Here is a 25440-nt window from a genome sequence, read left to right as displayed (position 1 = left end):
CTGGAAGAGACGTCAGCGCGATAGAGGGGTCAGGCCGCATTCTTGACCCTGCTCGCGAACTGCTCGAGGCGAGTGACGACAGGGACCGCGACGTCTGGAGCGCGACGCTTGCCATCCTCGTTGAACCAGACCGCTTGAACGCCGAACGATCGAGGCGCCACACAGTCGTGCTCGAGAGAGTCGCCGATCATGGCGATACCGTGCAACGGAAACCCGAGCTGAGCCGCGACCGCCTGCCAGAACTCTGGCTGATTCTTCTTGTATCCCAGCTCCGTGTAGCAAAAGATCTCGCGGAAGAACCTCGCAAATCCGACGCGCCCGAGCGCGACCTCGATCATCGGCTTGCGAGAGACGCTCGCGTTGGTGGCGATGCACAAGGGCACATGCCCCTCCAGCGAAGTCAAGCACTCCGCTGCACCAGGGATCGCTTGCACGGTCGGCCACAAGCCCATCGGCAGGTCGTCGGGGCCATCCTCCGACATGAGCGTGCCGCCCCAATCGAAGCAAACAGCGCGGACGTCAGAAAGTCGTTCCATGCGGGCTGACGTCCTGACGTTCACCATCCGGCGGCGCAGCCGGCCGTCTTCCGAAGGGCCGGCCTTGCTCCCCGCTCGAGAACGCGGCGAGCTGCACGCCCGGCTCGACGCCGTGGCGCGGCGGCGCGTCGGGGCCCACCCGCTCGAGACGGCCACCGACATCCAGGCGATCCAGACGCTGCTCGGCCACGGGCGGGTAGCGTACCTGGCGGCCACCCCGTCCTGTCAAGACGACCAGCGCGGGAGCGTCGGGCTCGGCGCCGGACGGCGTCGCGAGCGGGCCTCATCGGAAACGGCGGCCCTTTCACCGGCGCGGATGCCCTCCAGTCGGCGTCAGCCGCCCGGAGGAGCGCCCGTCAGTTCTTGACGAGCCCGTTGAAGAGCCCGATGCACATCTCGTCGAGCGAGCTCTCGCCGAGGACGATATCCCTCGCCGCGTTGAGGTTCTCCTCGAGGAGCGCCCTCTTCACGAACGGGTTGTCCATCGTGTTGTCGTAGCGGCAACGCAGGGTCATGACATCGCCGGACTTCAGGACAGGGAGCTCCTCGATCGGCGCGTCGATGGTGTACGTCTGCTGCCAGTTGAAGTCCCACTTCGGCGTCTGGACCACGCACTCCTCGGCCGGATCGGCGCCCTGCGGGCTCGGGCGCTCGACGTCGACCTTCATGTCGGTCCCGACATAGTGCATGTGGGTCATCGCGCTGTAGAGCCGGATCCCGTCCACCAGCGACTCCCCCATGAACTCCTCGGGGAGCGTGACCTTCATGACCTCGGTGTGGTCCTTGACCCCTGCCGGGACGAAGAACTCGACCCCTTCCCTGTCGTTGGGACCCGGCTGGAGCCCGTCGCCGCTCGGCCATTGCGATGGGAAGTTGCCGAACGCCACGAAGACGACCCTGTACTCCGGCGGCTCCGGGAGCAGCCGGAGCTGGATCTTTGTCGCGTCAGGCTCGGCCATCGCGCCCGCCGGGTGGTAATGGACCTGCATCACCAGCCTCGACCCCGCGGGGACGAGGAAGCCGGCGTTGGGAGGGAACTCGGTCGGTCGCCCGCCCGGCACCCACACGCCGAGGACCTGGGTGTCCTGGACGCCGGAGCTGCCAAAACACTCGTAGCCGCCGTCGGCGTCGGCCAGGGCATCGCTCTCCGCGTGCGGGTCGGTGAAGACCACCACGTGATGGACGACCTTCGAGTTCCCCGGGACCACGTTCGTGCCGTTCACGAACGTGTCCTCGGCGAGCTTCGGATCCATGACCGGCCTCGCGCCATGGCGATACGGCCGGCAGCCCCCGTCGCCGCGCTCGTCGACGTGCCCACGCCCGAGGAGGACGCGCAGGGCGACATGGGGCTCGGCATCCGGGGCGACCTCGCGCCTGCTCGTCCTGCACGGCGGTCTGGCACGGCGCTCATTCCCCCGGGATCGCCGGAGCATCACGCGACCGACAACGATTCCCACACGACTTGCTCCGCCTGCCGGTAAGTGCTTGTTGCTCCAGGAACTTTTACGGACCTGCCTCGTTGTTCATGACGATTTTTCGCGGATCATTCAGCTCGTCTTTCTGCATCACTCCAGAGTGGACAGGCTACCAGAATGGATTAGCGTTTCACTCCGATGCACAACCGCTCTGACCAGTTTGCGAAGAGCTTGCTGCGCGACGGGCTGAGCCTCGTCACGGCGGCGCAGACCGAGGTCGAGGTCCTGGCGGCGACCCAGAAGATCGATGTCTTCAGCGTGCCTGACCCGGCCCGCGAGGCCGAGCGCGCCAGGATGGGCCTGCTCGGCGAGCTCGCGGCCGAGCCCAGCCTGTTCGAGCCGTTCCACGGCACGCCGAGCCTCCGCCAGGTGCGCCGGTGCCTGCGCAAGCAGCTCACATGGCACCACGAGCTCGAGCGCCGCGCCCGCGCTGCCGCCGGCGCCGCCGCGCTGGACGAGGACGCCGACGCGCCGACGCAGCCGGCTGTCGACTTCCCCGCGCTTGTCGTCATCGGCCGGGGGCGCCCCGAGACGGTGCTCGACGCCTACCGCTGCGAGCCGGTGCAACCCGGCGTCTACCACGCCGTGCCGGGCCTCGTGATGCGCGTCATCGTGCTCACCGAGCTGCCCCGGACGCGCGGCACGCTGCTCTTGCGCCTGCTCGGCTCCGGCCGCGTCCTGCGCGAGGCGCTGGCCGATCTGGCGGCGCTGCCCGACGACGCCTGGGAGAAGGGCATCGCCAGGCCGCTGCTGGTACACTTCCGGCTCGGAGCCGACGAGCCGACGACCGACAAGGAGGACGACGTGAGCGCAGAGATCCGGGCGTGGGTCGAGGAGTACGAGAAGAACCTTCGGGCCGAGGCGCGAACGGAAGGCCGCAGGGAAGGCCGTGCCGAGGAGGCGGCGCGTGCCGTGCTGACCGCGCTCCGGGTCCGCGGCATCGCCGTGCCGGACGCCGCGCGCGAGCGCATTCTGGCCGAGGAGGATCCGGAGACGCTGGAACGGTGGCATGAACGAGCCGTCGTCGCCGCGTCGCTCGCCGAGGTGCTCGACGGCCTGAGCTGAGCCACGCCGGCCAGCAAAGGGCTGCCCGCCTCGCACGCTCCCGCAACGGACGCGCAGCCGCGGGTCTGCTGCCGCGCATCCGGCCACCTACCGGGATGATGCCGCGCCTTGCTGGAGGCACCTCCACCGCGGAGCTCATGGCCCCTGAGGCGCCGTCCGGCCTTCGCCAGGGCTGCATGATTGGGCCGCCAACGGAGCGACTCCGCACCATAAAGGGATGGCCACCGCGACCGGCCGGGTCACAATGTTCCCATCACAGGAGGCAGACGTGAAGCTTCAGAGGGTGCTCGTCTTGTCCAGCGTGGGACTCGTGTCGGCCTGCTCGGGGGCAGCGTCAGAGAATCCAGCGGCCCCTCCGGCGCTGACCTGTCAGGCCTCAACGGAATGCGCGGCTGCGCCCGAGACGCCGCTGTGCGACCAGGCGACGGGCGAATGCGTCGCGCTCCCGGCCGGACACCCCATCGGCGTGAAGGACGGCAGCCCGTCCTCGGTCGTCCTCGTGCCGGTGTTCGAACCCGACAGAATGCGTGAGCCGACGGATCTCGACTTCAACCCGGAGCGGCCGGACGAGCTCTGGGTGGTGAACCGCAAGGACGACAGCGTGACCATCATCTCGAAGCCGGGCGCGCCGGACAGCCAGGCGATCCGCCTCCGCGACCCCGCCGCCTCGCACTTCATGGACCGGCCGCCGGCGATCGAGTTCGGTCACGCGGGCACGTTCGGCGTCTGCGGGGACAGCGACAACGGCGGCAACTACTTCATGGGTCCGACGCTCTTCTCCTCGGACCTCGATATCTTCGCGGAGGAGACGCCCGACGGCCTCGGGTCGCACCTCGACATGCTCCACTCGAGCCCCTTCTGCAAGGGCCTCGCGCATGAGCGCGACAACGTGTACTGGGTCTTCAACGGTCACGACCTCTCGATCGACAGGTACAACTTCGCCGTCGACCACGGCCCCGGGAACGACGATCACGCCGACGGCGAGATCTACCGCTATGTGCCGGGCGAGGTGCTCGGCATCGACGAGGCGCCGAGCCATATCTTCTACCGCGCCGAGGACCGCCACCTCTACATCGCCGATACAGGTCACAAGCGGCTGCTCAAGCTCCATACCGCGAGCGGGAGGCCCGGGAGCGGCTTCGACGGGAGCGAGCCGGTCGTGGCGCGCCACCACGTCGACGGGGCCAAGCTGACCGAGCTCGTCCCCCCGGGGACGCTCGAGACGCCGAGCGGGATCGAGGTCCACGAGGGCATCGTCTACGTCACGGATCACGCGACAAGCCGGTTCCACGCCTTCGACCTGGAGGGGCAGCCCGTCCGCACCCTGGACACAGGGCTGCCCGCGGGCTCGCTCGCCGGGTTCACCTTCGGGCCGGACGGCAAGATCTACCTCGTCGATCTGCTGTCGAGCCGGGTCTACCGGATCGATCCGATCCTGTGAGGCGGACCGACGGCGACATCAAAGCCCGCGGCACGTCATCCCCAGGGTGCGGGTGCTCCTGAACCTCGCCGCCACGCTGCTCGGCGCACCGCTCCCCTGGGATGGATCATCGTCTGGTGTTCAGATGATGATTCCCGACACGATCGGAACGTAGGAGTCGAGCCTCCTCGGCGCGCGGATACGCCGGGCAAGGATGGCCTCGATGGCTCGGCTCACCCTCCCCTGCCGGCCACAAATCGCTGTTAATTTCCGCAGGTTCTGTGATACCAGGAGCAAGGAGCGAGGGGGGAATGTCTTCTCCCACAGCGCCGTCCTCTCACCGTGTGCGCGCCTGCGCGCTCCACGTAGGTCGGGTATGCCATCCGCCGGGGGACGGTCGCCGGAGGTGCCGGGGCCGCGAACATCCATGCAAGAGCGAGAAACTCTGCATCCTGGGCTTGTCCTCATCGCAGATGACAGCTCCGACAACCTGGAAGTGCTCTCGAGCGCGCTCATCTGCGACGGGCTGGAGGTCGCTGTCGCGTGCGACGGCGAGGAGGCCGTCGAGCTGGCCAGCCGGGTCCAGCCCGACCTCATCTTGCTCGACGCGCTGATGCCTGGCCTCAGCGGGTTCGAGGCGTGCCGGCAGATCAAGGCCAATCCGGCGACGCAGAGCATCCCTGTCATCTTCATGACAGCGCTCGCTGAAGCGAAGTTCAGGATCCGGGGCTTCCGCGTCGGCGCCGTGGACTACGTCACCAAGCCGTTCGAGGAGACCGAGCTCCTCGCGCGGGTTCACACCCAGATCTCGCTCCGGCGCGCGACGCAGGCCCTCGAGGAAAGGAATAGCCGGCTCTCGGAGGAGATCCGGGAGCGCGGCAGGGCCGAGGAGGCGCTGGCCGAGGCCGTGCATCAGCTGCGCGACGCGAACGCGCAGCTCTCGGAGGAGCTCCTGGAGCGCGAGCGCGCCGAGGCGGCCAGGCAGGCCCTGCAGGAGCAGATCATCGCGGTGCAGCGGGAGCGGCTCCTCGAGCTGTCCGCGCCGCTCATCCCGATCGTCGACGGTGTCCTCGTGATGCCGCTCGTCGGCACGGTGGACGCCGAGCGCGCCAGGCAGGCGATCGAGACAGCGCTGTCCGAGGCGGCCAGGCGCGGGGCGGATCACCTCATCATCGACATCACCGGGGTCAAGGCGGTCGACGCGACCGTCGCGTGCATGCTGCTGCGCGCGGCGAGGGGGCTCTCGCTGCTCGGCACCCGGGCGATCGTCACCGGCATCCGCCCCGAGGTGGCGCAGGCGCTCGTGGGGCTCGACCTGCACCTCGATGGCATCGTGACGAAGGGCACCCTGCAGTCGGGCGTGGAGCACGCGCTGCGGACGCGCGGCCGCAGGCAGGGCTGAAGCGAGCTTTGAGGCGCGGGCGGAGCCGCAGCTCGCCCGCCATCTCCGCAGGGACCGAGAGAGGGGGACGACGCAGGATGGAGCTGAGAGACTACGCGGTGGGGGAGGTGATGCACGAAGGGAGCGAGACCCGGGTGTGCCGCGCTGTGCATCGCCCCTCGGGCGACAGGGTGGTGCTCAAGCTCCCGGCGGCGGCCGCGCCGAGCTCCCGCGTGGCGGGGCGCATGATCCACGAGCACCGCATCCTGACGCAGCTCGGGGCGGTGTCGGGGATCGCGCGCGCGCGGGAGCTCCTGCAGCAGGGCGGCACCGTCGGGCTGGTCCTCGAGGACCCGGGGCTCCAGTCGCTGGATCGCGTGCTGGCCGAGCGGGGGCGCCTGCCGATCGAGGCGGGGCTGAGGGTGGGGGCGCTCCTCGCGCGGGCGCTCGAGGCGGTGCACGCGGCGGGCGTCACGCACAAGGACATCAAGCCGCAAAATGTGCTCGTGGACGCGGCGTACACGCAGGTCAAGCTGCTCGACTTCGGCATCGCCTCGTCGCTGCCGCTGGAGGCGACGGCGGCGAGCGTTCCCGAGGGCATCGAGGGGACGCTGGCGTACGTGTCGCCGGAGCAGACGGGCCGCACCGCGCGCGCGATCGACGCGCGCACCGACCTGTACTCGCTCGGCGTGACGCTCTTCGAGGCGCTGTCCGGGCGGCTGCCGTTCACCGAGCGCGACCCGCTCGCCCTTGTGCACGCGCACCTGGCCAAGGAGCCGCCTGCCCTCGACGAGGTCGCACCGGACGTGCCCCCTGGCGTCTCGGCGATCACCGCCCGGCTCCTGGCGAAGAACGTCGACCGGCGCTACCAGACGGCCCGCGGGACGGCGGAGGACCTGGAGCGAGCGCTCCGCGCGTGGCGCGAGCGCGGCACGGTCGAGCGCTTCCCGCTCGGGAACAAGGATTTCTCGCGCAGGCTCCGGCTGCCGGACGTCCTCGTCGGGCGAGAGCACGAGCGCGAGCAGCTGGGCGCCGCCTTCGCCCGCGCCGCCCAGGGCGCGGTGGAGCTCGTGCTGATCGGCGGCCCGTCCGGCATCGGCAAGACGGCGCTCGTGCGCACCGTCTACGGCGACATCGCGCAGGCCGGGCGCGGGCTCCTGATCTCGGGCAAGCACGACCAGCTCGCGCGGTCGACGCCCTACGCGGCCATGGCGCAGGCGTTCGGGGCGCTCATGCAGCAGTGGCTGGCCAGCCCGAAGCCGGTGCTCCGGGCGTGGCAGGAGCGGATCAGGACCGAGGTCGGGGACAACGCGCGGCTCATCGCCGACGTTGTGCCGGAGCTCGATCGGGTCATGGGCAAGCTCGCGCCGGTGCCGCCGGTGCAGGGCGATCAGGTGCTCGCCCGCCAGCGCCTCACCTGGCTGAACTTCGCGCGGGCGGTCACGACGCCGAACGCGCCGCTCGTGATGTTCCTCGACGACATGCAGTGGGCGGACAGCGCCACGCTGGAGATCCTGAGGACGCTGCTCACGGACGCGGAGCGGAGAGATCTCCTGCTGATCGCGGCGTACCGCGACAACGAGGCGCCCCCCGAGCACCCGCTGTGGAAGCTCGTGGCGTCGGTGGGCGAGAGCGGGGCGAAGGTGACGAGGATGTCGGTGGGGCCCTTGTCGGAAGAGCACGTGCAAGCGTGGGTCGGGCGCGCGCTGAGCAGCGAGGCGGCGCGGGCGGAGCCGCTGTCGCGGGCGCTGTGGCAGAAGACGCGTGGAAACCCGTTCTTCCTGGAGCAGCTCCTGCTCTCCTGGCACCGGCAGGGCAAGGTGGTCAGGGACCCGGACAGCGGCGCGTGGCGCTGGGACCAGAAGGAGCTGGAGCAGGCGCAGGTCACCGACAACGTCGTTGCCCTCCTGACGGACAAGGTGCTCGAGATGCCCGAGGCGACCCAGCAGCTCCTGGGGCTCGCCGCGTGCGCGGGGCACACGTTCCACCTCCACGACCTGGAGCGGCTCAGCGGATGGGATCGCGCCCGGGTGACCGGGGCGCTGTGGCCCGCCATGCAGGAAGAGCTGGTGGTGCCGACCGACGGAGCCTACCGGTCGGCGCAGGCGCTGGGGCAGGCCGGCGGCGGGACCGTGGAAGGCGCGCTGGACGCGGAATACCGCTTCTTGCACGACCGCGTGCAGCAGGCGAGCTACGAGCGGATCGCGCCGGAGCAGCGCGCCCTCGCGCACCTGGAGATCGGCCGGCGCCTCTGGGCCCAGCGCCGGACCCAGGGCGGCACACCGCAGCAGCTCCTGGAGCTCGTGCGGCACCTGAACCTGGGCTCGGCGCGGATCGACGCCGCGGAGGAGCGGGAGGCGCTGGCGCGGCTGAACCTCGAGGCAGCGCGCGCCGCGAAGGCGGCGAGCTCCCACCGGCTCATGGCGAGCCTCGCGGAGACGGCGCAGGCGCTGCTGGACCAGCATGCGGGCGCGGGCGACGGCGCGCGGCGCGGGGACCCGGAGCTGGCCGCGCAGCTCGCGCTGGAGCGGCTCGAGGCGGCCTTCCTGCTGCGCGAGTTCGACGACGTCGAGGCGCTGTCGGCGCGGCTGCTCGCGACGCCCCTGCCGGCGCTCGCCCGGCTCTCGGCGCAGGAGATCCGCGTCCGGAGCTGCCAGGCAGCGGGCCAGTTCGCGCGCGGGGTGGAGCTCGGGCTCGCTGTGCTCGCGGAGCACGACATCGTGTTTCCGGCCGCGGACGAGGCGCGCAGCGCCGCGCTCCTCGAGGAGTCCGCCGCGCTGGATCGATGGTTCGAGGACGACCCGGGCGCGTTCGACCGGATGCCCCCCGATCCCTCCGTGGAGCACGTGCTCGTCGACGCGCTGATGATGCACCTGATGGTGTGCGCGGCGATCGGCGGCCAGCCGCTGCTGTGCACGCTCGTGATCACCCGCGCCGTCCAGCGGGTGCGGCGACACGGCGTGATCACGCCCGTTTCCCCCTTCGTCATCGCCTGCTTCGCCAACGTGTGGTCGTTGACGACGGGGATGTACCGCCGGTCGGCGGGCTGGGTCGGCCCCGGCGTGCGCGCGGCCGAGCGCGTGGCGTCACCGTTCCTGGCAGAGTGCCTGTCCTTCCTGGGGCAGTACACCGTCTATTCCCGCCCCGCGGACGAGATGGGGCCCATCTTCGAGCGGACCTGCGCGACCGGCCTGAAGATCGGCTCGTTCCAGGGGACGAGCTGGGGGCTGGAGGGCGACCTGTTCTATCACCGGGTGTGGCGCGGCCAGCCGCTCGGGCAGCTCGAGGCGCACCGGGCGGCCCGCTGGGGGCTGATGCAGCGCGCGGGGACCGCCCTCGGACACCACTTCTTCGAGGCGATCGCCTCGTGGTGCGGCCGCCTGATGGCGACGGGCGAAGCGGAGATGGTCCTGCCCGACGAGCCGTTCGCGCGCGGGTCGCGCTCGCTCTTGGCCGACGGAGACGAGATGGCGGCCGAGCTGGCGCGCATCCTGGAAGCGCACCTGTTCCTCGTCGCCGGCGCGTACCCGATGGCGCTCTCGCGGGCCCGGGAGGCCGAGCAGTTCCGCGTCTCGATCTTCGGCTTTCCCCCGGTGACCGACGTGCCGCTCTGGCTCGCGCTCGCGGCGGCGAGGTGCTGGCGACAGGCCGCGGACGCGGAGGAGCAGGCCAGGCTGCGCGAGCACATGGAGCACGGCCTCGCGCGCCTCGCGTACTTCGCCGACGGGTGCCCGGAGAACTTCCTGCACAAGCTGCGCCTCCTCGAGGCCGAGGTCGCCCGCGTGCAGGGCAAGACCGACGAGGCGATGGCCAGGTACGATGAGGCCATCTCGCTGGCGCGCGGGCAGCGCTTCCTGCACATCGAGGCCCTCGCGGCGCAGCTCTGCGCCGAGTTCCACCTCGAGGCGGGCAGGAGCCGCATCGCGGCGCTGTACCTGCGCGACGCCAGGGACGCCTATGCCCGCTGGGACGCGCACGCCGTCGTGGCCCACCTGGAGGCGCGGTGGCCCGCCCTGCTCGGCGCGCCTGCCCAGCCCGCGGCGCCCGCGGCGGCGGAGCGCCGTTCCGCGACGAGCGTCACGACGCTCACCACCACGAACACGACCGGCAGCGCGCAGCTCGACGTGGACACCGCTGTGCGCGCGGCGCGGGCGCTGTCGAGCGAGCTCGACCCGGAGCGGGTCGTCGGCCGGCTGATGGAGCTCGTGCTGGAGAGCGCGGGGGCGCAGCGCGGCGTCCTGCTGCTGGTCGAGGGAGAAGAGCTCTCTGTCGTGGCGCGGCTCTCGGTCGAGGGAGGCCGGATCGAGACAGGCCTGTCCGAGCCGCTGTCGCAGAGCGGCGAGGTGGCGAGGACGGTCGCGCACTACGTGGAGCGCACGGGCGAGCCTGTCGTGGTGGCCGACGCGAGGGCCGACGCGCGCTTCGCGGCCGATCCGTACCTTGTCTCGCACGGCGTCCTCTCGGCCCTGGCGATCCCCCTCTCGCACCGAGGGCGCGTGCTCGGCGTGCTCTACCTCGAGCACCGCGAGGCGCCCGGCGCGTTCCACGAGAAGCGGGTGGAGCTCCTGTCGGTGCTCGCCTCGCAGGCCGCGATCGCCGTGGAGAACGCCCTCCTGTACCGAGATCTGGAGGCCAAGATCAAGGAGCGCACCGCCGAGCTCCACATCGCCAAGGAGGCGGCCGAGCGCGCCAACCAGGCCAAGAGCGAGTTCCTCTCCAGCATGAGCCACGAGCTGCGGACGCCGCTCAACGGGATCATGGGGTATTCGCAGATCCTCGTGCGATCGCCCGAGATCCCGCCGCGGGGGCGGGAAGTGCTGCACCTCATCCAGAAATCGAGCGATCACCTGCTCTCGCTCATCAATGACGTGCTCGACCTGGCCAAGATCGAGGCGGGCAAGATCGACGCGGTCCTGAGGGACTTCCAGCTCTTTCCCTTCGTGAAGACGGTTGTCGACCTGTGCCGGGTGCGCGCCCAGGAGAAGGGGATCGCGCTCACCCACGCGCTGTGCGGCCCCGCGCTCCAGGCCGTCCGCGCCGACGAGAAGCGGCTGACGCAGGTGCTCTTGAACCTCCTCGGCAACGCCATCAAGTTCACCGACCGGGGCGGCGTCTCCCTCAGCGTCGAGGCGCTGGAGGCGCGCGTCCCTGCGGGCCGGATGGTGCGCTTCCGCGTCGAGGACACCGGGCCCGGGATCGCGCCGGAGCACCTGTCGCGGATCTTCGAGCCGTTCGAGCAGGTGGGAGACCACAGCGCGAAGGCCGAGGGCACGGGGCTCGGGCTCGCCATCACGAGGAAGCTCGTGGAGCAGATGGGCGGAGCGATCGAGGTGCAGAGCCAGATCGGCGTGGGCAGCGTCTTCACCGTGACGCTCCCGCTCGCCGAGGCGCGATCGTCGGCGCGCCCGATCGACGGCGAGGGGTGGGAGGCGATCGTCGGCTATCGAGGCGAGCGCCGCGCGATCCTCGTCGTGGACGACAACGCCGACAACCGCGCCGTTGTGCGCGAGCTGCTGGTCCCCCTCGGCTTCGATGTCTGCGAGGCGGACGGCGGTGAGGCGGCGCTGCGCATGGCCGCCCAGCAGGCGCCGGCGCTCATCCTGATGGACCTGGCCATGCCGGGCATGGATGGCCACGAGGCGACGCGCCGTCTCCGGCAGATGCCCGAGCTCGGGCGGGTCGTCATCCTGGCCTCGTCGGCGAGCGCCTCCGAGGCCGATCAGCGGGAGAGCGCCCTTTCCGGCTGCGATGACTTCCTGCCCAAGCCCATCAAGGCGGGCGCGCTCCTGGACAGGATAGCGCGCCTGCTCGGCGTCGAGTGGCTCCGCCGCGAGGAGGCGCCCGATCGGGGCGCGCCGGCGGAGGGGCCCGCGGACGCCGGGCAGCTCGTGCGGCCTCCGGCCGAGGAGCTGGCCGTCCTGTCGGAGCTCGCGGACAGGGGGCTTATCCGCAAGGTCCTGGAGGAGGCGGAGCGGATACGGCAGCTCGACCCGCGGCTCGGCCCCTGGGTCGACCAGCTCGTGACGCTCGCGCGCGGCTACCAGACGCGGAAGCTGCGGGAGTTCGTCCGGCCGCTCGTCGTCAGCGGGGCCGTCGCTGGCGAGCGCGTGGAGGGGCCATGAGGGACGACGGCGCGCGAAGGAGCTCGGCGAAGCGCGCGAGCGGAAAGCGCGCGGCCGCGTCGGCCCGGTAGGCGGCCGTCCACCGCTCGGGGAGGCCGTCGCGGGTGAAGCGGCGCGCGACGACCTCGCCGCGCGCGACGCTCGGCGCGACGGCCCAGCGGGAGACGAGCCCGACGCCGAGGCCGGCCTTGACCAGCTCCACGAGCGCGTCGGTGAGCGGCACGGTCGCGGCGAGCGGCATCGGCGCGCGCTCGCTGGCGATGAGCTCGCGGAGGCGCTCGACGTCGCTCCGCGGGGCGTCGTGGGCGAGGAGCTTCTCGCGGCCGAGCTCGACCACGGTGACGTACGGGCGCGCGGCGAGCGGGTGCGACGGCGGGACGATGACCGTCCACTCGTCGTCGAAGAGCGGCTCGACGACGAGCGCGCGATCGCGCACCGGCGAGCTCACGACGGCGAGCTCGATCTCGCCGCGGAGGAGCGCGGCGACCGGCTCGCGCCGCGCCTCGAGCGCGATGCGGACGTCGACGTCGGGGTGGTCCTTCGCGAGCGCCGAGAGCACCGGCGGGAGCCAGTGGTAGGTGGTGAAGCACTCGACGGCGATGCGGAAGGTCTCGCGCCTGCGTGACCCGGCGTGCTGCAGGTCCCGCTCGATACGCGCCAGGTCGGCGAGCATCGCGCGCGCGGCGTCGAGCAGCCGCGCGCCGGCCGGGGTGAGCTTGAGCTGGCGCCGGACGCGCGTGAAGAGGACGACGCCGAGGCGGCCTTCGAGCTCGGCGAGCTGATGGCTCACGGCCGACTGCGTGAGGTGAAGGCGCGCCGCGGCGCGCGTGGGGCCGCCCTCTTCGGCGATCGCGCGGACGAGGCGGAGGTGGCGGATCTCGAGCATCTGGGACATGAGCTGGCCTCATGAAGTCATGTGCAACATGAGTTTCTCACATGCGGAGACGACGTTCATAGTGGCTTCATGAACACGACGACCTTTCGCCCCCTGCAAGATCAGCCGTTCGAGACCGTCGCGCCCGGCGTCCAGTTCAGCTTCCTGCGCCGCCACGGCGGCGGCGGCGGCGGGATGACGGTGCTCGTTCGTATGGAGAAGGGCGCCCGCGCGCGGCGCCACAACCACCCTGGCGGAGAAGAGACGTACCTCGTTTCGGGGAAGCTCCGGGTCGGCGAGCGCGTGCTCTCGCCGGGCGACTACCTCTGGACCGCGCCGGGCGAGGGCCACGACGGGTACGCCGAGGAGGAGAGCGTGTTCTTCGTCGTCCTCCCGGGCGGCCTCGACGTCACCGACGCGCGCTGAGAGAGAGAGCCGGGTGCCTGGCCACGCACAGCCAGACGTCTGGCCACGGACAGCCAGACGTCTGGCCACGGACAGCCAGACGTCTGGCCAGGTCTCCCTGTTGACCTCGGTCATGCGCTCGACCGCGCGCCCGCTGTTGCCGTACAGGAGAGCCGCGAGCACACGCAGGCGCTTCTCCGCGGGGAGCACGTTCGCCACGGGACCCTTGCCTCCCCCAGGCACGGCCGTACTTTTCGCGATGCGATGGGCGCGAGGTAGGACACTGCCTGGCGTTTCGCAGCCCTGTCTCCGGGGACCAGCCGGGCGCAGGGCGTTTTCCTCTGAGATCCTCCGATTGTAACGATTTTTCCGGCGAAAACCGCAAAAAACCCCACGAAACAGGGGCCGAAGGACGGGGAATGTCATAGCTATGACCGGCCCAACTCGTCGTGGTCTGACCACGGCGGCCCCGTGCGGTCCGATCAAGTGACCGTCAACTGCGCCCGGCTAAATTTGTCCAACAAAATCAATCACTTAAGCGCTCGCACGAGCCCGGTCGCCCCGCTTCGATCAAGTACCCGTCAAGTACCCGTCAAGTACGGCGGGCGGGCGCTCGCGGCTCCGGTTGAGGCGAGGGGTGAATATGCCCAGACAATAGAACTGTAAACGATCAGCCATCACGGAAGCGCCGCATCCGCACCGCTGAACGTGGAGGCCCACCATGGCACATACTTCATGTGCTTCGGGGCGGCGTCATGGTCGTGTGGCACGATAGCGCGCTCGGCAACAGCATCACGAATTAAGCGCGACGCGATCGCGCGGTTCTTCTCGTCAATGCCAAAGCGCTCGCGGAGCGAAGAATTTGTCAGATAATCCCGGTTTACGTATTTCAGGCACGCGTGCAGGTAGCACGCTCGTACCTTGTCAACCTTATCCATCTCGGCCAAGGGGCGGGATGCGAAGAGCACGGCCCGAGTGAAGTCTTCTGGCGCCTCGAACAACGGGGCAGGAAGTTGATACAGTTCCGTCTGAAACACGACCTTATCTACACCGCTTCCACGCTCCTCGCAGATGCGGAATCTACGCATCAGGGAGGCGAGCGCCTCGTTCCTGGACTTCGGCGGCGTGTCGAGGAAGCGCGCCGTGTCAATGAGAGGCTCCCCCGGGTTCGAGATCTCCAAGCGATCCTCAAAGATCTCTACCATTGGTCCGGCGCCGGCAATGAAGAGGTCCTGATGGATGAGGGCGTTCGCGACCAATTCGCGGACGGCGAGCTCTGGGTACATCGGAACGGTCTTCCGCAGCGCCTTCCCAATGACCTCGTTTGCAGGAACAAGGCCATTGACGAAGCCGATTAGCCCTTCAAAGCCGCTAGCGTATCCCTTGGTACCAATCTGCTCTTTAACCGTCTCGATGCGACTTTTGCCCTTGTAGACGATGACGCGCATCGCCTTCCGTCGGATTCCGTGAAATTCATCTAGTTTCTTCGCGAACAATATTGCGCCTAAGTTCGTGACATTCCATCCGCCGGCATCGGAGCGCTGGAGCAGGTCGTCTTGTTCGAGGGCGGCGAGCACTCCATTCTTATTGTCAGGCAGAGGCCGCTCAAGTAGGTCGAAGTATGCAGCGTAGTCGAGCAAGCGCAGAGCCTCATCGGCGGACAAGCGCTCTGCGGCGACGCCTCTCTCAAATGGCGTTTGGTCGAGTATGCGCCAGAGCTCGCGTTCCTTTTCCGGGAAGTCCCTAAGTTTCTTCTTGTAGGATCCGACGCGGACATAGCACTCGTTCTGAAACTTCACTGGATGCCGGAAGGCGCGCGCGATCTCTAGCAGGACGACACGCTTGCCATCGAGCAAAACATCAATGAAGCGGAAGTTGATCTTCGGCGTGAGCCCATGAAGCAGCCAGCTCTCGAGTTCCTCATTGCCCCGCTTCTCGCGTTTGGGCGTGAACGTCGTGCCGATAATGTCATGGCTGCGATCGTCAACGCCCCAGACGATATAGGCATTGACCTTTCCAACCAACGCCGCAGTGTTGGATAGCGCGGAGATGTATTCGCCTATCTCTATTGGGTTCGCGTTATTCGCCTTGAACTCAACCCACTCGGTCTCATTGGGGAGCTTGCAGAGCTCGCGAACAAGGCCGGCGAAGTAATCTGGCGCGCGAGATGTAGTCACTAGTCAGACTTTGGCTTGGTAGTGGGCGTTCGGAGGGGGTCTGGCCTGCACTCGGCCGCAGTGTCCCCACCGGAGGCAGTAACGTCAACCTGGCGAGCGAGCTCTTGGTTGGATGGCATCACTGTGGTGCTGGCACAGATGTACAGTATCAGGAATCGTGGAAATCCTTTAGTTTTCTGCGCGTACGCGTCCGCGTTCCGCTCCACAGGGCCGGCCTAACTGCACTGAATTTACAGCGTCACTGTTCAAAACGCCGGCTTCAGCGTCGCCACCGTCGCAGCTTCAGCGCCAGCGCCTCCCGAGCGATGCGGAGCCGGCTGAGCGCCGTGTGCGGGCTCATCCGGTGCCGTCGCGCGTAGGCCGAGACGCTCTCGGGGTCGTCCTACGGAGAGGAGCGCGTCGACCTGCCAGGGCGGCAGGCTGGCCATGGCGTCGAGCACCTCACGCGCCTCGATCTGGGCGTGGAGATCGACGCCAACGGGCTCACGGAGCAGCCCGAGCGGGCTCGGATGGGGGACGACGTGGCGCACGTACGCGCTGTGGACGAAGTGCGAGGCGAGGCGCCAGGCGATGCCGTGGAGCCACTTCCGGAGCGCGTCGCGGGGCTTGTCCCGAGGGTCCGGGCGGTACATCCCACGGCGGATGGCGTTCCAGGCGTTGAGCAACACCTCGGCCTCCACGTCGCGGCGGTCGCGCTTGGGGATGCCGGCAAGCATCGCCAGGACGATGCCGCGCTCGGCAAGGATCGCATCCATCGTCGGGCGCTCCTGGGGTGTCGTGCGGCAGGCGGGCGTCCGGCCCCCTTCCGCCGCGGCTTCACCCGGTTCTCCCGCAGGCCGGGCACGCGGTCGAGCTGACGGGTCCCGGGCTCAGGATACGGTCAAGGCCGAGTCCTGCGAGCCGCGCGACGCGCAGGGCCAGCCCGGCAGACCCAGGCGACCGGTCCGTTCCGGCGTGCCGGACGGTGTTGGTGCAGACGCCGATCTCGCGGGCGATCTCCGCCCACGTGCGCGTGCGGTTCAGGTTCTGGAGCACCGCGCGCTGGGCGGCGCTCTCCTCTTGGGTGAGGCACACAGAGCCGTGCCGCCCTCTGGGCGCGCCGCTCCCTTTGCCCGGATTCGGGCGTAAGTGTACGACGGACATGTCGGACCTCGTTGACGCGGGGTTCGGCCACGCCGCCTGGGTGCTACCAACACCGCGGGCGGCACTTGCTTGTGCCGAAACTAGCGCACGAGATCGTCAGTCTGGCCGAATCCGGCCACTCTCAGTCAAAACCAGCCACCACCAGACGTCTGGCCACGGACAGCCAGAAGTCTGGCCACGATGTCGATGGCCGTGAACGCCTGCAGCCGCTCGATCGCGCAAACGACCTTCTATCACCTGAGGTGAGCGCGGCGATTCGCCCTCGAGCTCCTCGCATCGTTCTGCGTTTCCTGCCCTGCCCCCTGCCCCGCGCCGCGGGGCCGCGCTCACCGCGGCCGTGGTACCCGCTGCAGGTGGGGCACGCCGGCGACGGAGCCGGCCAGCACGCGGGCGTGCCGCCGCACCTCGTCGGCGCCGAGCGGCCCTCCGTGGCCCAGGTAGAAGGTCTGCACCCCCTCGTCGACAAGCCGCTCCAGCGCGACGCCGACGGCGCGCGGGTCCAGCTCGAAGGGGGGCCGGATCGCGTGGCCCAAGCGCGCCAGCCCGCCCAGCATCAGCCCCGAGGCGACCAGATCGCCGACCAGCGCCTCGCGCGACTCGAGGACGACCGAGAGCGACCCCCGGGTGTGCCCCGGCGTGTGGCGCACGCGACCCGCGACCCCGTAGGGCGCCAGGTCGAGCGTCTCGTTGCCGGACAGCACGAGGTCGGGCGCGACGGAGGGGTAGCGCTCGTGCACGAGAGGGGCCCGGACGAACACGCGGCCGAACCACCCGGTCGGGCAGAAGGTCATCGGGGCACGCCCGTTGAGGTGCTCGACCTCGGCCTCGTGCGCGACGACGAGCGCTCCGGACCGCTCGCGCAGCTCGGCGGCGCCCCCGGCGTGGTCGACGTGGGCGTGAGTGACAACGATCAACTTCAGGTCGGACCAGCCGCGACCCGCGCGGGTCAGCGCCTCACCCACCCTGGGCGCCACGCCCGGGACGCCGGCGTCGATCAGCACGCACCCCGCGGCGCCGACGAGCAGGTGGGCATTGAGCATGCGAAAGGGTAAAATGGGCACGCGAATGATCTGGACGGCAGACATCATGTTCCTCCGGGGCCGAACGCCTGGCCCCAGCGTGGGGCGCCGCGGCGGGCAGCGCCTGGCCCGTTTCGACGCGGCGGATGGTCCACGATGGAACTGACCCGCGTGGCGGCGCCTCCGGACTCGATGCTCGAGCGCGCGGTGCGGGCCGGCCCGGGCGAGCTGCTCTGGCTCGGCGCCGCGCCGTTCGAGGTCCGCTGCGAGCCCCTGCAGGCCACGGGGCTGCTCAAGATCGTCGCCGTGGCCGAGGGCGAGGGGGTCATCGCGCAAGGGGGCCGCCGGGCCATCCTGCGCGAAGGGACGTTCGCCTGGGTCCAGTCGGACGCCCCCTTCGAGCTCTCGATGAGCCGGGGGCGGCGGCTGCTGCTGCGGCTGCCGCTCTCGGTGGTGCAGCAGCGGCACCCGGGGGTCGACCTCCGGACGGCCGTCGGGCGCGGCGAAGAGCACGCTGGCGAGCGGGTCGTGGCCGGGCTCTTGCGCCAGATCCTGCGCGAGAGCTCGTCGCTGTCGGAGCGAGACTGCGTGGCAGCCGTCGGCGTGGTGCTCGAGGCGATCGGAATGTGCGGCCGCGCGCCCGAGCTTCCGCAGGCCCGGGTCGAGCGGGCCCTGGCCGACATCGAGCTGCGCCTCGGCGACCCGGCGCTCCAGCCGGCGGACATCGCGCGGGCGCAAGGCGTGAGCCGCCGCTACCTCGACGGCGTGATGGCAGAGCAGCTCGGCAGCTCGCTGGCCGCGCACATCCGGCGACGTCGCCTCGAGCGGGCGGCGAGCGAGCTCTCGACCCGCCCGGACGACGCTGTGTTCGAGATCGCCGCGCGCTGGGGTTTCCGCGACACGAGCCACTTCACGCGCCTGTTCCGGAGCCACTTCGCCACGACGCCCGCGGCCTACAGGCGCGCCGCGCTCGACGGTCCATCTATCGATTGATCCTCTAGAGCTTCGGCACGGCGGACCGCGCGAGCTCGAGGATCTTGCCGCGCACGAACCGGCACGCCTCGTCGTCGTCGGTGCCCGACGGCCACAGGAGCTCTGTCGGCGTGCCCTCGATCTCGAACGGCAGCGGGCGCGTGGCGAGGTGGCTCCGGGTCTCGCGGATGTTCGCCGCGACGATGGCGGGGACGGTGGCGACAAGGGCGCTGCCGTCGAGCAGCGCGCCGAGCATCGCGAACGACGAGACAGAGCAGCGGACGTTGCGCGGGCGCTGCACCACGTCCTCGACGATGCCGCGCAGGTCGCCGTTGTAACTGACGATCACGTGTTCGAGCGCGAAGTAGTCGTCCGCTGTCAGCTTGCGCCGGAGGCGCGCGTGGCGCGGATCGAAAAGGCACACGAAGCCACTACAGAACAGCGGCTGTCGGCGCACCGTCGCGGGGAGCTCATCGGCGACGGTGACGGCGGCGTCGAGGCCGCCCGCGAGCGCCGCCGCGACCGTGCGGAACTGCACAGGCGCGGCGATCACCCGCATCCGCGGCGCCTCGCGCGCGAGGACGCGGAGCAGCGCGGGCAGGAGCCAGAGCTCGCAGGTGTCGGACAGGCCGAGGCGCAGCGTGCGCTCGCTGGTCGCCGGGCTCCAGTGCGGCTCGCTGAGCGCGGCGTCGACGATCGCCTGGAGGTGGGGCAAGAGCGCCGCGTGCAGCCGCGCGCCCCGCCCGGTGAGCGTGAGGCCGCGCCCCCGCCGCACGAACAGCGGAGCGCCGAGGGTGGTCGTCAGCCGGCGCAGCGCCGCGCTGACCGCCGGCTGGGTCAGGTACAGCCGGCTGGCCGCCGCGGTGACGCTGCCCGTGTCGGCGACCACCACGAACACGCGCAGCAGGTTGAGGTCGAGGTCTCTCCCATAACCGGCGTTCATGTGACGTATGTACCCTATTCCTTGGTGGGGTGGGGCGCACCGGGACATGGTGGCTCGCGAGGAGATCACCATGCGCGAAAAGACAACTCCCTCCGTGCCTGATCCCGCGGCGCGCGCCAAGGAGACAGCCGATGCGCCGAGCACCGGCGCGAGGCTGCTGGCGGCCGCCCTCCTCACGCGACGTCAGTTCACCGCGGGCTCGATCGCGGCGACGACGGCCGCGGCCAGCGGGCTGTCGCTGCCCGGGATCGGCTGCGGCCCCGCCGACAGCCCGGTGACGAACGCGGACGCGACCCTGGGGTTCATCGTCAACGGCGCGCGGGTCGAGCTCGGCATCGACCTGCGATCGTCTCTCCTGGATGTGCTCCGCGAGCAGCTCCAGTTGACCGGCGCCAAGAAGGGCTGCGACCACGGCCAGTGCGGCGCGTGCACCGTGCACCTCGACGGCCGTCGCGTCGCGTCCTGCCTCACCGCCGCCGTGCAGGCCGACGGCCGGGAAATAACGACCATCGAGGGGCTGTCGGCGAGCGACGGGCGGCTGCACCCCATGCAGCAGGCCTTCATCGATCACGATGCATTGCAGTGCGGGTATTGCACGCCCGGCCAGATCATGGCGGCGGTGGCCTGCGTCCGCGAGGGCAACGCCGGGTCCGCGGAGCAGATACGCGAGTACATGAGCGGCAACCTGTGCCGGTGCGGCGCCTACACGGCCATCGTCGCCGCGATCCAGCAGGCGGCGCCCGAGATCGAGGGGACCTGAGCCATGCGAAGCTTCACGTACACGCGCCCTGCGACGCCGGCCGAGGCCGTCGAGGCCATGGCCGACTTCGGCCCCGGAGCCCGGTTCCTGGCGGGAGGGACCACGCTCTACGATCTCATGAAGCTCGGCGTGGAGGCCCCCCTCCGGATCATCGACGTCACCCACCTCGACGCGCTCGCGCAATTCGACACCTCCGGTCCGGACGAGCTTGTCTTCGGGGCGATGGCGCGGATGAGCGATGTCGCCGCAGACCGCCGGCTGCGGGAGGACTACCCCGCGCTGTCGGAGGCGCTGTGGAAGGCCGCCTCGCAGCAGCTCCGCAACATGGCGCGGCTGGGCGCCAACCTGTTGCAGCGCACCCGCTGCGCCTATTTCCGCGGCGGCGAGGCGTTCCCCTGCAACAAGCGGGCGCCCGGCAGCGGATGCGCGGCGCGGGACGGCGTGGATCGCGGCAACGCGCTCCTCGGCGCGAGCGACGCGTGCGCCGCTGTGTATCCGGGGGACTGGGGCGTGGCCCTGGCGGCGTTCGACGCGGTGGTGGACACGCTGAGCCCGCGGGGCGAGCGCTCGATTCCCCTCCTGGATCTGCACCGGGAGCCGGGGCCGACGCCGGACGTCGAGACGAACCTGGCCGCTGACGAGCTGATCGTCCGCATCCGCGTCCCGAGGTCCCAGGCGGGCCGGGCGTCGACGTACCACAAGATACGCGACCGCGAGTCCTACGCGTTCGCGCTCGCGTCGGCGGCCGTCGCCGTCCGGCTCAGCGGCGGCGTCATCGCGGAAGCGCGGGTCGCCCTCGGCGGCGTCGCGACCCGGCCCTGGCGGTCGCCGGAGGCCGAGGGCGCGTTGCTCGGCCAGCCCCTCACCGAGGAGGTCGCAGCGCGCGCTGGCCAGGCGGCGTTCGCAGCCGCGAGGCCAGGCACCCACAACGCGTTCAAGGTCGAGCTGGGGGCGCGGACTGTCACGGACGCCCTGATGATCGCACGAGAGAGGGCAGGAGAGCCATGAGCAACCCGGATATCCCCAGGGTCGACGCGCGCGAGAAGGTCCGCGGCGCGACCCAGTATGCCGCCGACCATGTCCTCCCCGGGCTCGCCCACGCGACGCTCGCGGTGGCGACGATCGGCCGCGGTCGCCTCGTGAGCATCGATGTGCACGCGGCCCGCGCCGTCTCCGGCGTCCGGCTGATCCTGACCCACGCCGACACGGCAGGCATGAAGTCGCCCGGGTACGTGCTCGGCGGCGGCTACGGCGTCCAGAGCCTGCTGCCGATGCTCGAGTCCGCGATCGCCTACCGCGGCCAGCCGATCGCGATCGTGGTGGCCGACTCGCTCGAAGCGGCCAGGGAGGGCGCGGCGCTCGTCCGCGCCACGTACGAGCAGGAGGCCCCCAGCGTGCGGCTCGACGCGGAAGGCGCGGAGATCGTCGCGCAAGAGGACTCCCCGCTGCCGAAGCCGGCCTTCGCCGATCGGGTCGCCGGCGACGCGGAAGGGGCGCTGTCGGCGGCCGCTGTGCGCGTGGACACGACGTTCGACGGCCCTCCCCAGCACCAGAACCCGATGGAGCTCCTGGCCACCGTGGCGGAGTGGTCCGGGGGGACGCTCACTGTCCGCGAATCGACGCAGAACGCCGAGGCGGTCAGGCACGGATTGGCCCAGGTGTTCGGTCTGTCGCCGGCCAGGGTCAGGGTGCTCTCCCCCACGGCGGGCGGGGGCTTCGGTCAGAAGAACTCGTTGCAGGTACATACAGCGCTCGTCGCGCTGGCCGCGCGCGAGCTCGGGCGCCCGGTCAAGCTGGTCGTGCCCAGGGCGCAGGTCTTCAATGGCGCCAGCTTCCGCCCTGCCAGCCGCCATACGGTGCGGCTGGGGGCCGACGCCTCGGGGCTCATGGTGGCCGCCGTGCACGAGGTCGATCACCAGACCTCGCGCCACGACCTCTTCCCGGCGATCTACGCGGATCTGACCGCGCGCCTGTACGGCATCCCGAACTTCCGCGGCCGCGAGCGCCTCGTCCGCAACGACATCCAGACGCCGGGCTTCGCGCGCGCCCCCTTCGAGCACATCGCCGCGTGCGCCTTCGAGACCGCTGTCGACGAGCTGGCGTATGCGCTCGGGCGCGACCCTGTCGCGCTCCGCGTCGCCAACGATGCTTCGGCGGACCCGCTGACAGGGCGGCCCTTCTCGTCCCGGCACGTCGTGGCGTGCCTGGAGCGGGGCGCCGAGAGGTTCGGCTGGGAGCGGCGAACGCCGGAGCCGGGCTCGATGCGCCTGGACGACGGCACGCTCGTCGGGTGGGGCGTCGCGATCGGAGCGTACAAGGCGGCGACAGCGCCCGCCGTCGCGATGCTGCGCCTGACCGACGCGGGCGAGATCTTCGTGAGCGTCGGCGGACACGAGATGGGCCAGGGCATCCGCACGGCCATCGCGGCCACGGTGGCGATGGAGCTCGGCGTCCCGGCCGAGGCGGTCAACGTGCTTGTCGGGAACACGGGTGTCGTGCCCCAGCACCTCACCGCGGGCTCCTGGGGCGCCGCCACGACCCTGCCCGCTGTGCGCCAGGCGGCCTTGAACCTGCTGGAGGAGCTCCGGCGGCTCGCGGGGAGCGGGCCGGCCGACCGCACGTTCCAGCAGATCCTGCGTGACGCCGGCAAACCGCACGTCGACGTCGAGGCGCGTCACCGCGCGCCCGGCCAGCCCGAGGCGATCTTCGACCGTGTCGCCCTGGGGCACGTCTCGGCCGTCGGCCCGGCCTACCCCGAGTTCGTCTCGCTGAGCTACTGCGCCCAGTTCGTCGAGGTGCATATCGAGCCGCGCACCCGGCGGATCCGCGTGCCGCGCGTGGTGAGCGTGGTGGACTGCGGCCGGGTCATCAGCCCCCGCACGGCGCGCAGCCAGGTCCTCGGCGGCGTTGTCTGGGGGATCGGCGCGGCGCTGCGCGAGGTGAGCGAGGTCGATCCCCGGTACGGCGGGTTCCTGAACGCCGATCTCGCGGAGTACGTGATACCTGTCAACGCGGACATCGGGTCGATCGAGGCGGAGCTCATCGACGAGCCGGATCCGGTCATCAACAGCCTGGGCGTCAAGGGTCTCGGCGAGGTGGTGATGGTCGGCGTGGCGCCCGCGATCGTGAATGCCATCCATCACGCGACAGGGCGCCGCATCCGCCATTTGCCCGTCCGCATCGAGGACGTGCTGTGACGCGCGGAGGGAACCCGTGAACGAAGCACGAGCGGTGATCTCGCTGTGGTCCGAGGCCGCCCGCGACAGCAAGGAGGCGGTGCTGGCGACGGTGGTGAGCGTGGAGGGCTCGGCGTACCGGCGCCCCGGCGCGCGCATGCTGCTCGTCGAGGACGGGCGCCGCGTGGGCTCGGTGAGCGGCGGCTGCCTGGAAGGCGAGGTGGCGCGCAAGGCGTGGTGGTTGACCCGCACCGGGAGCCCCGCCCTCGTCCGGTACAGCACGCGCGAGGAGGACGACGGCGAGCGCCCGTATGACCTGGGCTGCGAGGGGGTCGTTCACGTGCTGCTCGAGCGATTGCGCCACGAGGAGGAGCCGGCCGAGCCGATCCGCTTCCTGGCGTCGTGCGTGACGCAGCGGCGCGCGGGCGTGCTCGCGACAGTGATCGGCTCGGTCGATCCCTCCCGGGCCCGCGTCGGGGACCGCGTGACCCTCGACGCGGACGGCCTCACCGGCGGCCGGCTGCCGGACGCCGCGCTGGCGCGGAGCATCGCCGCGCGCGCCGCGAGCACCCTGCAGCGCGGCGCCTCCGAGCAGGTGGCGTTCGGGGGCGCCCACGCGCGGGTCGACGTGTTCCTCGAGGTGATACGCCCGCCGCGCTCGCTCGTCGTGTTCGGCGGCGGCCACGATGCGGTCCCGCTCGTGCGGCTCGCCGGGGAGCTCGGGTGGCACGTGACCGTGGCGGACGCTCGGGCCGACCGCGCCCGCCGGGACCGCTTCCCCACCGCCGACGAGGTCGTGGTGACGGACCGCGCGTCCCCGCTCGCCAGCCTCGCCATCCCGCCCGGAGCGGCCTGCGTCGTCATGACCCACAGCGTGGAGCAGGACCGGGCGATCCTGCGGGCGCTCTCCACGGTGCCTGTCGCCTACCTCGGCGTGCTGGGGCCGCGCCGCCGCACGCAACGCCTGCTGGCCGAGAGCGGCAATCCAACGTTCGCGTGCGCAGGCGGCCTGCACAGCCCCATCGGCCTCGACCTCGGGGGCGACACGCCGGAGGAGATCGCGCTCGCCATCCTGGCGGAGGCGCAAGCGTGCCTGTGTCGCCGCGAGGGCCGCAGCCTGCGTGACCGTCCCGGCGCATCGATCCACCAGCCCTCCGAGCGCGCCGGCGAGCTGCTGGCGGCGGGGGCCGGCCGATGACACCGGGCCGGCGGGCAGAGGGGCCGCGCAGCGCACGACGACCTGCGCGGCCATCGGCCCGCTGAACCCACCCGTCGGGCGCGATGCCGTTGTGCTGGTACGGGAGCGCCGCAACCCCGCTGGACCTTGACGGCCTGGTTGATGAAATCGAGGTGTTCCGGCGTGAGGGGCAGGCCAGCGCGCTGGTTCGCGGCCATCTCGCCGAGCGTCCGCGCTACATCGCGGAGCTGCGAGAAGTACGCCGGCAGCCGCTGCTCGAGCAGCGGCTCGAGCGGCACCTCGTTCAACAGATCGAGCGTGCTGACGATCTTGCCGCCGTGCTCGGCCAGCTCGGCGATGCGCGCGAAGAACGCCGGGTACGGGTCGACGTACGCGTCCGGGAACTCGCACGTGGCCCCGCGCGTGTACGACTGCTTGGCGTACAGCAGGGTGCCGTGGCGGAGCTCGGCCCAGGAGCCGAGCTGGGTATTCAGCAGGCGCCGGCCCCACGCCTCGGTCTTCGTCACGCCGGGCAGCTCCCCTCCGTCGCCGAGCGCCCGCGCCGGTGAGAGCTCCCGCAGCGCGCCGAGCCAGCGGCTATAGAGGTTCTTTCCCCAGAAGTCCTCGGGGTGCGCGTCGACGAGCACGCGCATCATGTGGAGATCGGACGCGTAGTCGAACTGCCCGAGCTCCGGCGCGAGCATCTGGCCCGCCTGCTCGTTGCCGAGCGCGGCGAAGCCCACGTCGAGCGGGCTCGGCATCATGCGGTTGACCGCGCCGCCCTTCACCCGGTTC

18 protein-coding genes and 2 pseudogenes are annotated in these 25440 nt (G+C 70.8%); 10 read left to right on the top strand and 10 right to left on the bottom strand.

The annotated features are described in order from the left end of the window. Nucleotides 1-29: 29 nt before the first annotated feature. The 3 genes from WMF42_RS41145 to WMF42_RS41135 form a co-directional block, all read right to left on the bottom strand. Nucleotides 30-536, bottom strand: a complete 507-nt coding sequence (locus WMF42_RS41145) for an HAD family hydrolase (protein WP_437688534.1) — start codon at nucleotides 534-536, stop codon at nucleotides 30-32. Further along, on the bottom strand, nucleotides 520-726 hold the full coding sequence (locus tag WMF42_RS41140) for a hypothetical protein (RefSeq protein WP_199693658.1): 207 nt from the start codon (nucleotides 724-726) through the stop codon (nucleotides 520-522). The genes WMF42_RS41145 and WMF42_RS41140 overlap by 17 nt, the downstream gene beginning before the upstream one ends. Before the next feature lie 166 nt (nucleotides 727-892). Then, a complete protein-coding gene (locus WMF42_RS41135) occupies nucleotides 893-1789 on the bottom strand; it encodes a hypothetical protein (RefSeq protein ID WP_437688533.1) in 897 nt (298 codons plus the stop codon). A 360-nt stretch (nucleotides 1790-2149) separates the two neighbouring features. Between WMF42_RS41135 and WMF42_RS41130 the strand changes: the two genes are divergently transcribed. From WMF42_RS41130 to WMF42_RS41115, 4 genes are all read left to right on the top strand, one after another. Further along, nucleotides 2150-3076, top strand: coding sequence for a hypothetical protein (locus WMF42_RS41130; protein WP_437688531.1), 927 nt, complete (start codon nucleotides 2150-2152; stop codon nucleotides 3074-3076). A 523-nt stretch (nucleotides 3077-3599) separates the two neighbouring features. Beyond that, on the top strand, nucleotides 3600-4517 hold the full coding sequence (locus WMF42_RS41125; protein WP_437688530.1) for a hypothetical protein: 918 nt from the start codon (nucleotides 3600-3602) through the stop codon (nucleotides 4515-4517). Between the two features lie 406 nt (nucleotides 4518-4923). Beyond that, nucleotides 4924-5898 carry a response regulator gene (locus WMF42_RS41120; protein WP_437688528.1) on the top strand — a complete coding sequence of 325 codons (975 nt, stop codon included), beginning with the start codon at nucleotides 4924-4926 and terminating at the stop codon, nucleotides 5896-5898. 77 nt (nucleotides 5899-5975) lie between these two features. Continuing rightward, the gene (locus WMF42_RS41115) at nucleotides 5976-11999 is read left to right on the top strand and encodes an AAA family ATPase (RefSeq protein ID WP_437688526.1); all 6024 of its coding nucleotides are present in this window, start codon (nucleotides 5976-5978) and stop codon (nucleotides 11997-11999) included. On the opposite strand, the gene WMF42_RS41110 is transcribed toward WMF42_RS41115, so the two are convergent. Further along, a complete protein-coding gene (locus WMF42_RS41110) occupies nucleotides 11959-12894 on the bottom strand; it encodes a LysR family transcriptional regulator (protein WP_437688524.1) in 936 nt (311 codons plus the stop codon). The two genes, WMF42_RS41115 and WMF42_RS41110, sit on opposite strands and share 41 nt — an antisense overlap. A 69-nt stretch (nucleotides 12895-12963) precedes the next feature. Between WMF42_RS41110 and WMF42_RS41105 the strand changes: the two genes are divergently transcribed. Next, nucleotides 12964-13299, top strand: coding sequence for a cupin domain-containing protein (locus WMF42_RS41105; protein ID WP_437688522.1), 336 nt, complete (start codon nucleotides 12964-12966; stop codon nucleotides 13297-13299). Nucleotides 13300-13389: 90 nt separating this feature from the next. Here the strand turns inward: WMF42_RS41105 and WMF42_RS41100 are convergent. The 4 genes and pseudogenes from WMF42_RS41100 to WMF42_RS41085 form a co-directional block, all read right to left on the bottom strand. Then, a pseudogene (locus tag WMF42_RS41100) lies at nucleotides 13390-13497 on the bottom strand (transposase); the annotation flags it as partial. 458 nt (nucleotides 13498-13955) lie between these two features. Then, the gene (locus WMF42_RS41095; protein WP_437688520.1) at nucleotides 13956-15455 is read right to left on the bottom strand and encodes an ATP-binding protein; all 1500 of its coding nucleotides are present in this window, start codon (nucleotides 15453-15455) and stop codon (nucleotides 13956-13958) included. Nucleotides 15456-15700: 245 nt separating this feature from the next. Continuing rightward, nucleotides 15701-16210 (bottom strand): sigma-70 family RNA polymerase sigma factor, encoded by a 510-nt coding sequence (locus WMF42_RS41090; protein WP_437688518.1) that lies wholly within the window; start codon nucleotides 16208-16210, stop codon nucleotides 15701-15703. Nucleotides 16211-16924: 714 nt separating this feature from the next. After that, nucleotides 16925-17638, bottom strand: a complete 714-nt coding sequence (locus tag WMF42_RS41085) for an MBL fold metallo-hydrolase (RefSeq protein ID WP_199693659.1) — start codon at nucleotides 17636-17638, stop codon at nucleotides 16925-16927. Nucleotides 17639-17773: 135 nt separating this feature from the next. Here WMF42_RS41085 and WMF42_RS41080 point away from each other — a divergent pair, with 135 nt between their 5' ends. Then, nucleotides 17774-18610 carry a helix-turn-helix transcriptional regulator gene (locus WMF42_RS41080; protein WP_437688516.1) on the top strand — a complete coding sequence of 279 codons (837 nt, stop codon included), beginning with the start codon at nucleotides 17774-17776 and terminating at the stop codon, nucleotides 18608-18610. 4 nt (nucleotides 18611-18614) lie between these two features. Here the strand turns inward: WMF42_RS41080 and WMF42_RS41075 are convergent, their stop codons facing one another. Beyond that, the gene (locus WMF42_RS41075) at nucleotides 18615-19532 is read right to left on the bottom strand and encodes a LysR family transcriptional regulator (protein ID WP_061608051.1); all 918 of its coding nucleotides are present in this window, start codon (nucleotides 19530-19532) and stop codon (nucleotides 18615-18617) included. A gap of 70 nt (nucleotides 19533-19602) precedes the next feature. Here WMF42_RS41075 and WMF42_RS41070 point away from each other — a divergent pair, with 70 nt between their 5' ends. Genes WMF42_RS41070 through WMF42_RS41055 form a run of 4 tightly spaced genes read left to right on the top strand, consistent with a single transcriptional unit; the run spans nucleotide 19603 to nucleotide 24666 of the window. After that, a complete protein-coding gene (locus WMF42_RS41070) occupies nucleotides 19603-20292 on the top strand; it encodes a (2Fe-2S)-binding protein (protein WP_437688514.1) in 690 nt (229 codons plus the stop codon). 3 nt (nucleotides 20293-20295) lie between these two features. After that, entirely contained in the window at nucleotides 20296-21300 is a 1005-nt protein-coding gene (locus WMF42_RS41065) for an FAD binding domain-containing protein (protein ID WP_437688512.1), read from the top strand. After that, nucleotides 21297-23489 (top strand): xanthine dehydrogenase family protein molybdopterin-binding subunit, encoded by a 2193-nt coding sequence (locus tag WMF42_RS41060; protein WP_437688511.1) that lies wholly within the window; start codon nucleotides 21297-21299, stop codon nucleotides 23487-23489. Before WMF42_RS41065 ends, WMF42_RS41060 begins: the two co-directional genes overlap by 4 nt. 16 nt (nucleotides 23490-23505) lie before the next feature. Further along, nucleotides 23506-24666 carry an XdhC family protein gene (locus WMF42_RS41055; protein ID WP_437688509.1) on the top strand — a complete coding sequence of 387 codons (1161 nt, stop codon included), beginning with the start codon at nucleotides 23506-23508 and terminating at the stop codon, nucleotides 24664-24666. Between the two features lie 191 nt (nucleotides 24667-24857). Here the strand turns inward: WMF42_RS41055 and WMF42_RS41050 are convergent. Continuing rightward, nucleotides 24858-25406: pseudogene (locus WMF42_RS41050) on the bottom strand (DUF3160 domain-containing protein); the annotation flags it as partial. Nucleotides 25407-25440 lie beyond the last annotated feature (34 nt).

Origin of the sequence: Sorangium sp. So ce176 (genome assembly GCF_051519835.1) — a bacterium.
Taxonomy (GTDB): Bacteria; Myxococcota_A; Polyangia; order Polyangiales; family Polyangiaceae; genus Sorangium; species Sorangium cellulosum_G.
Note: the sequence above shows the minus strand (reverse complement) of the source record. Positions and strands in the feature narration are given on the sequence as shown.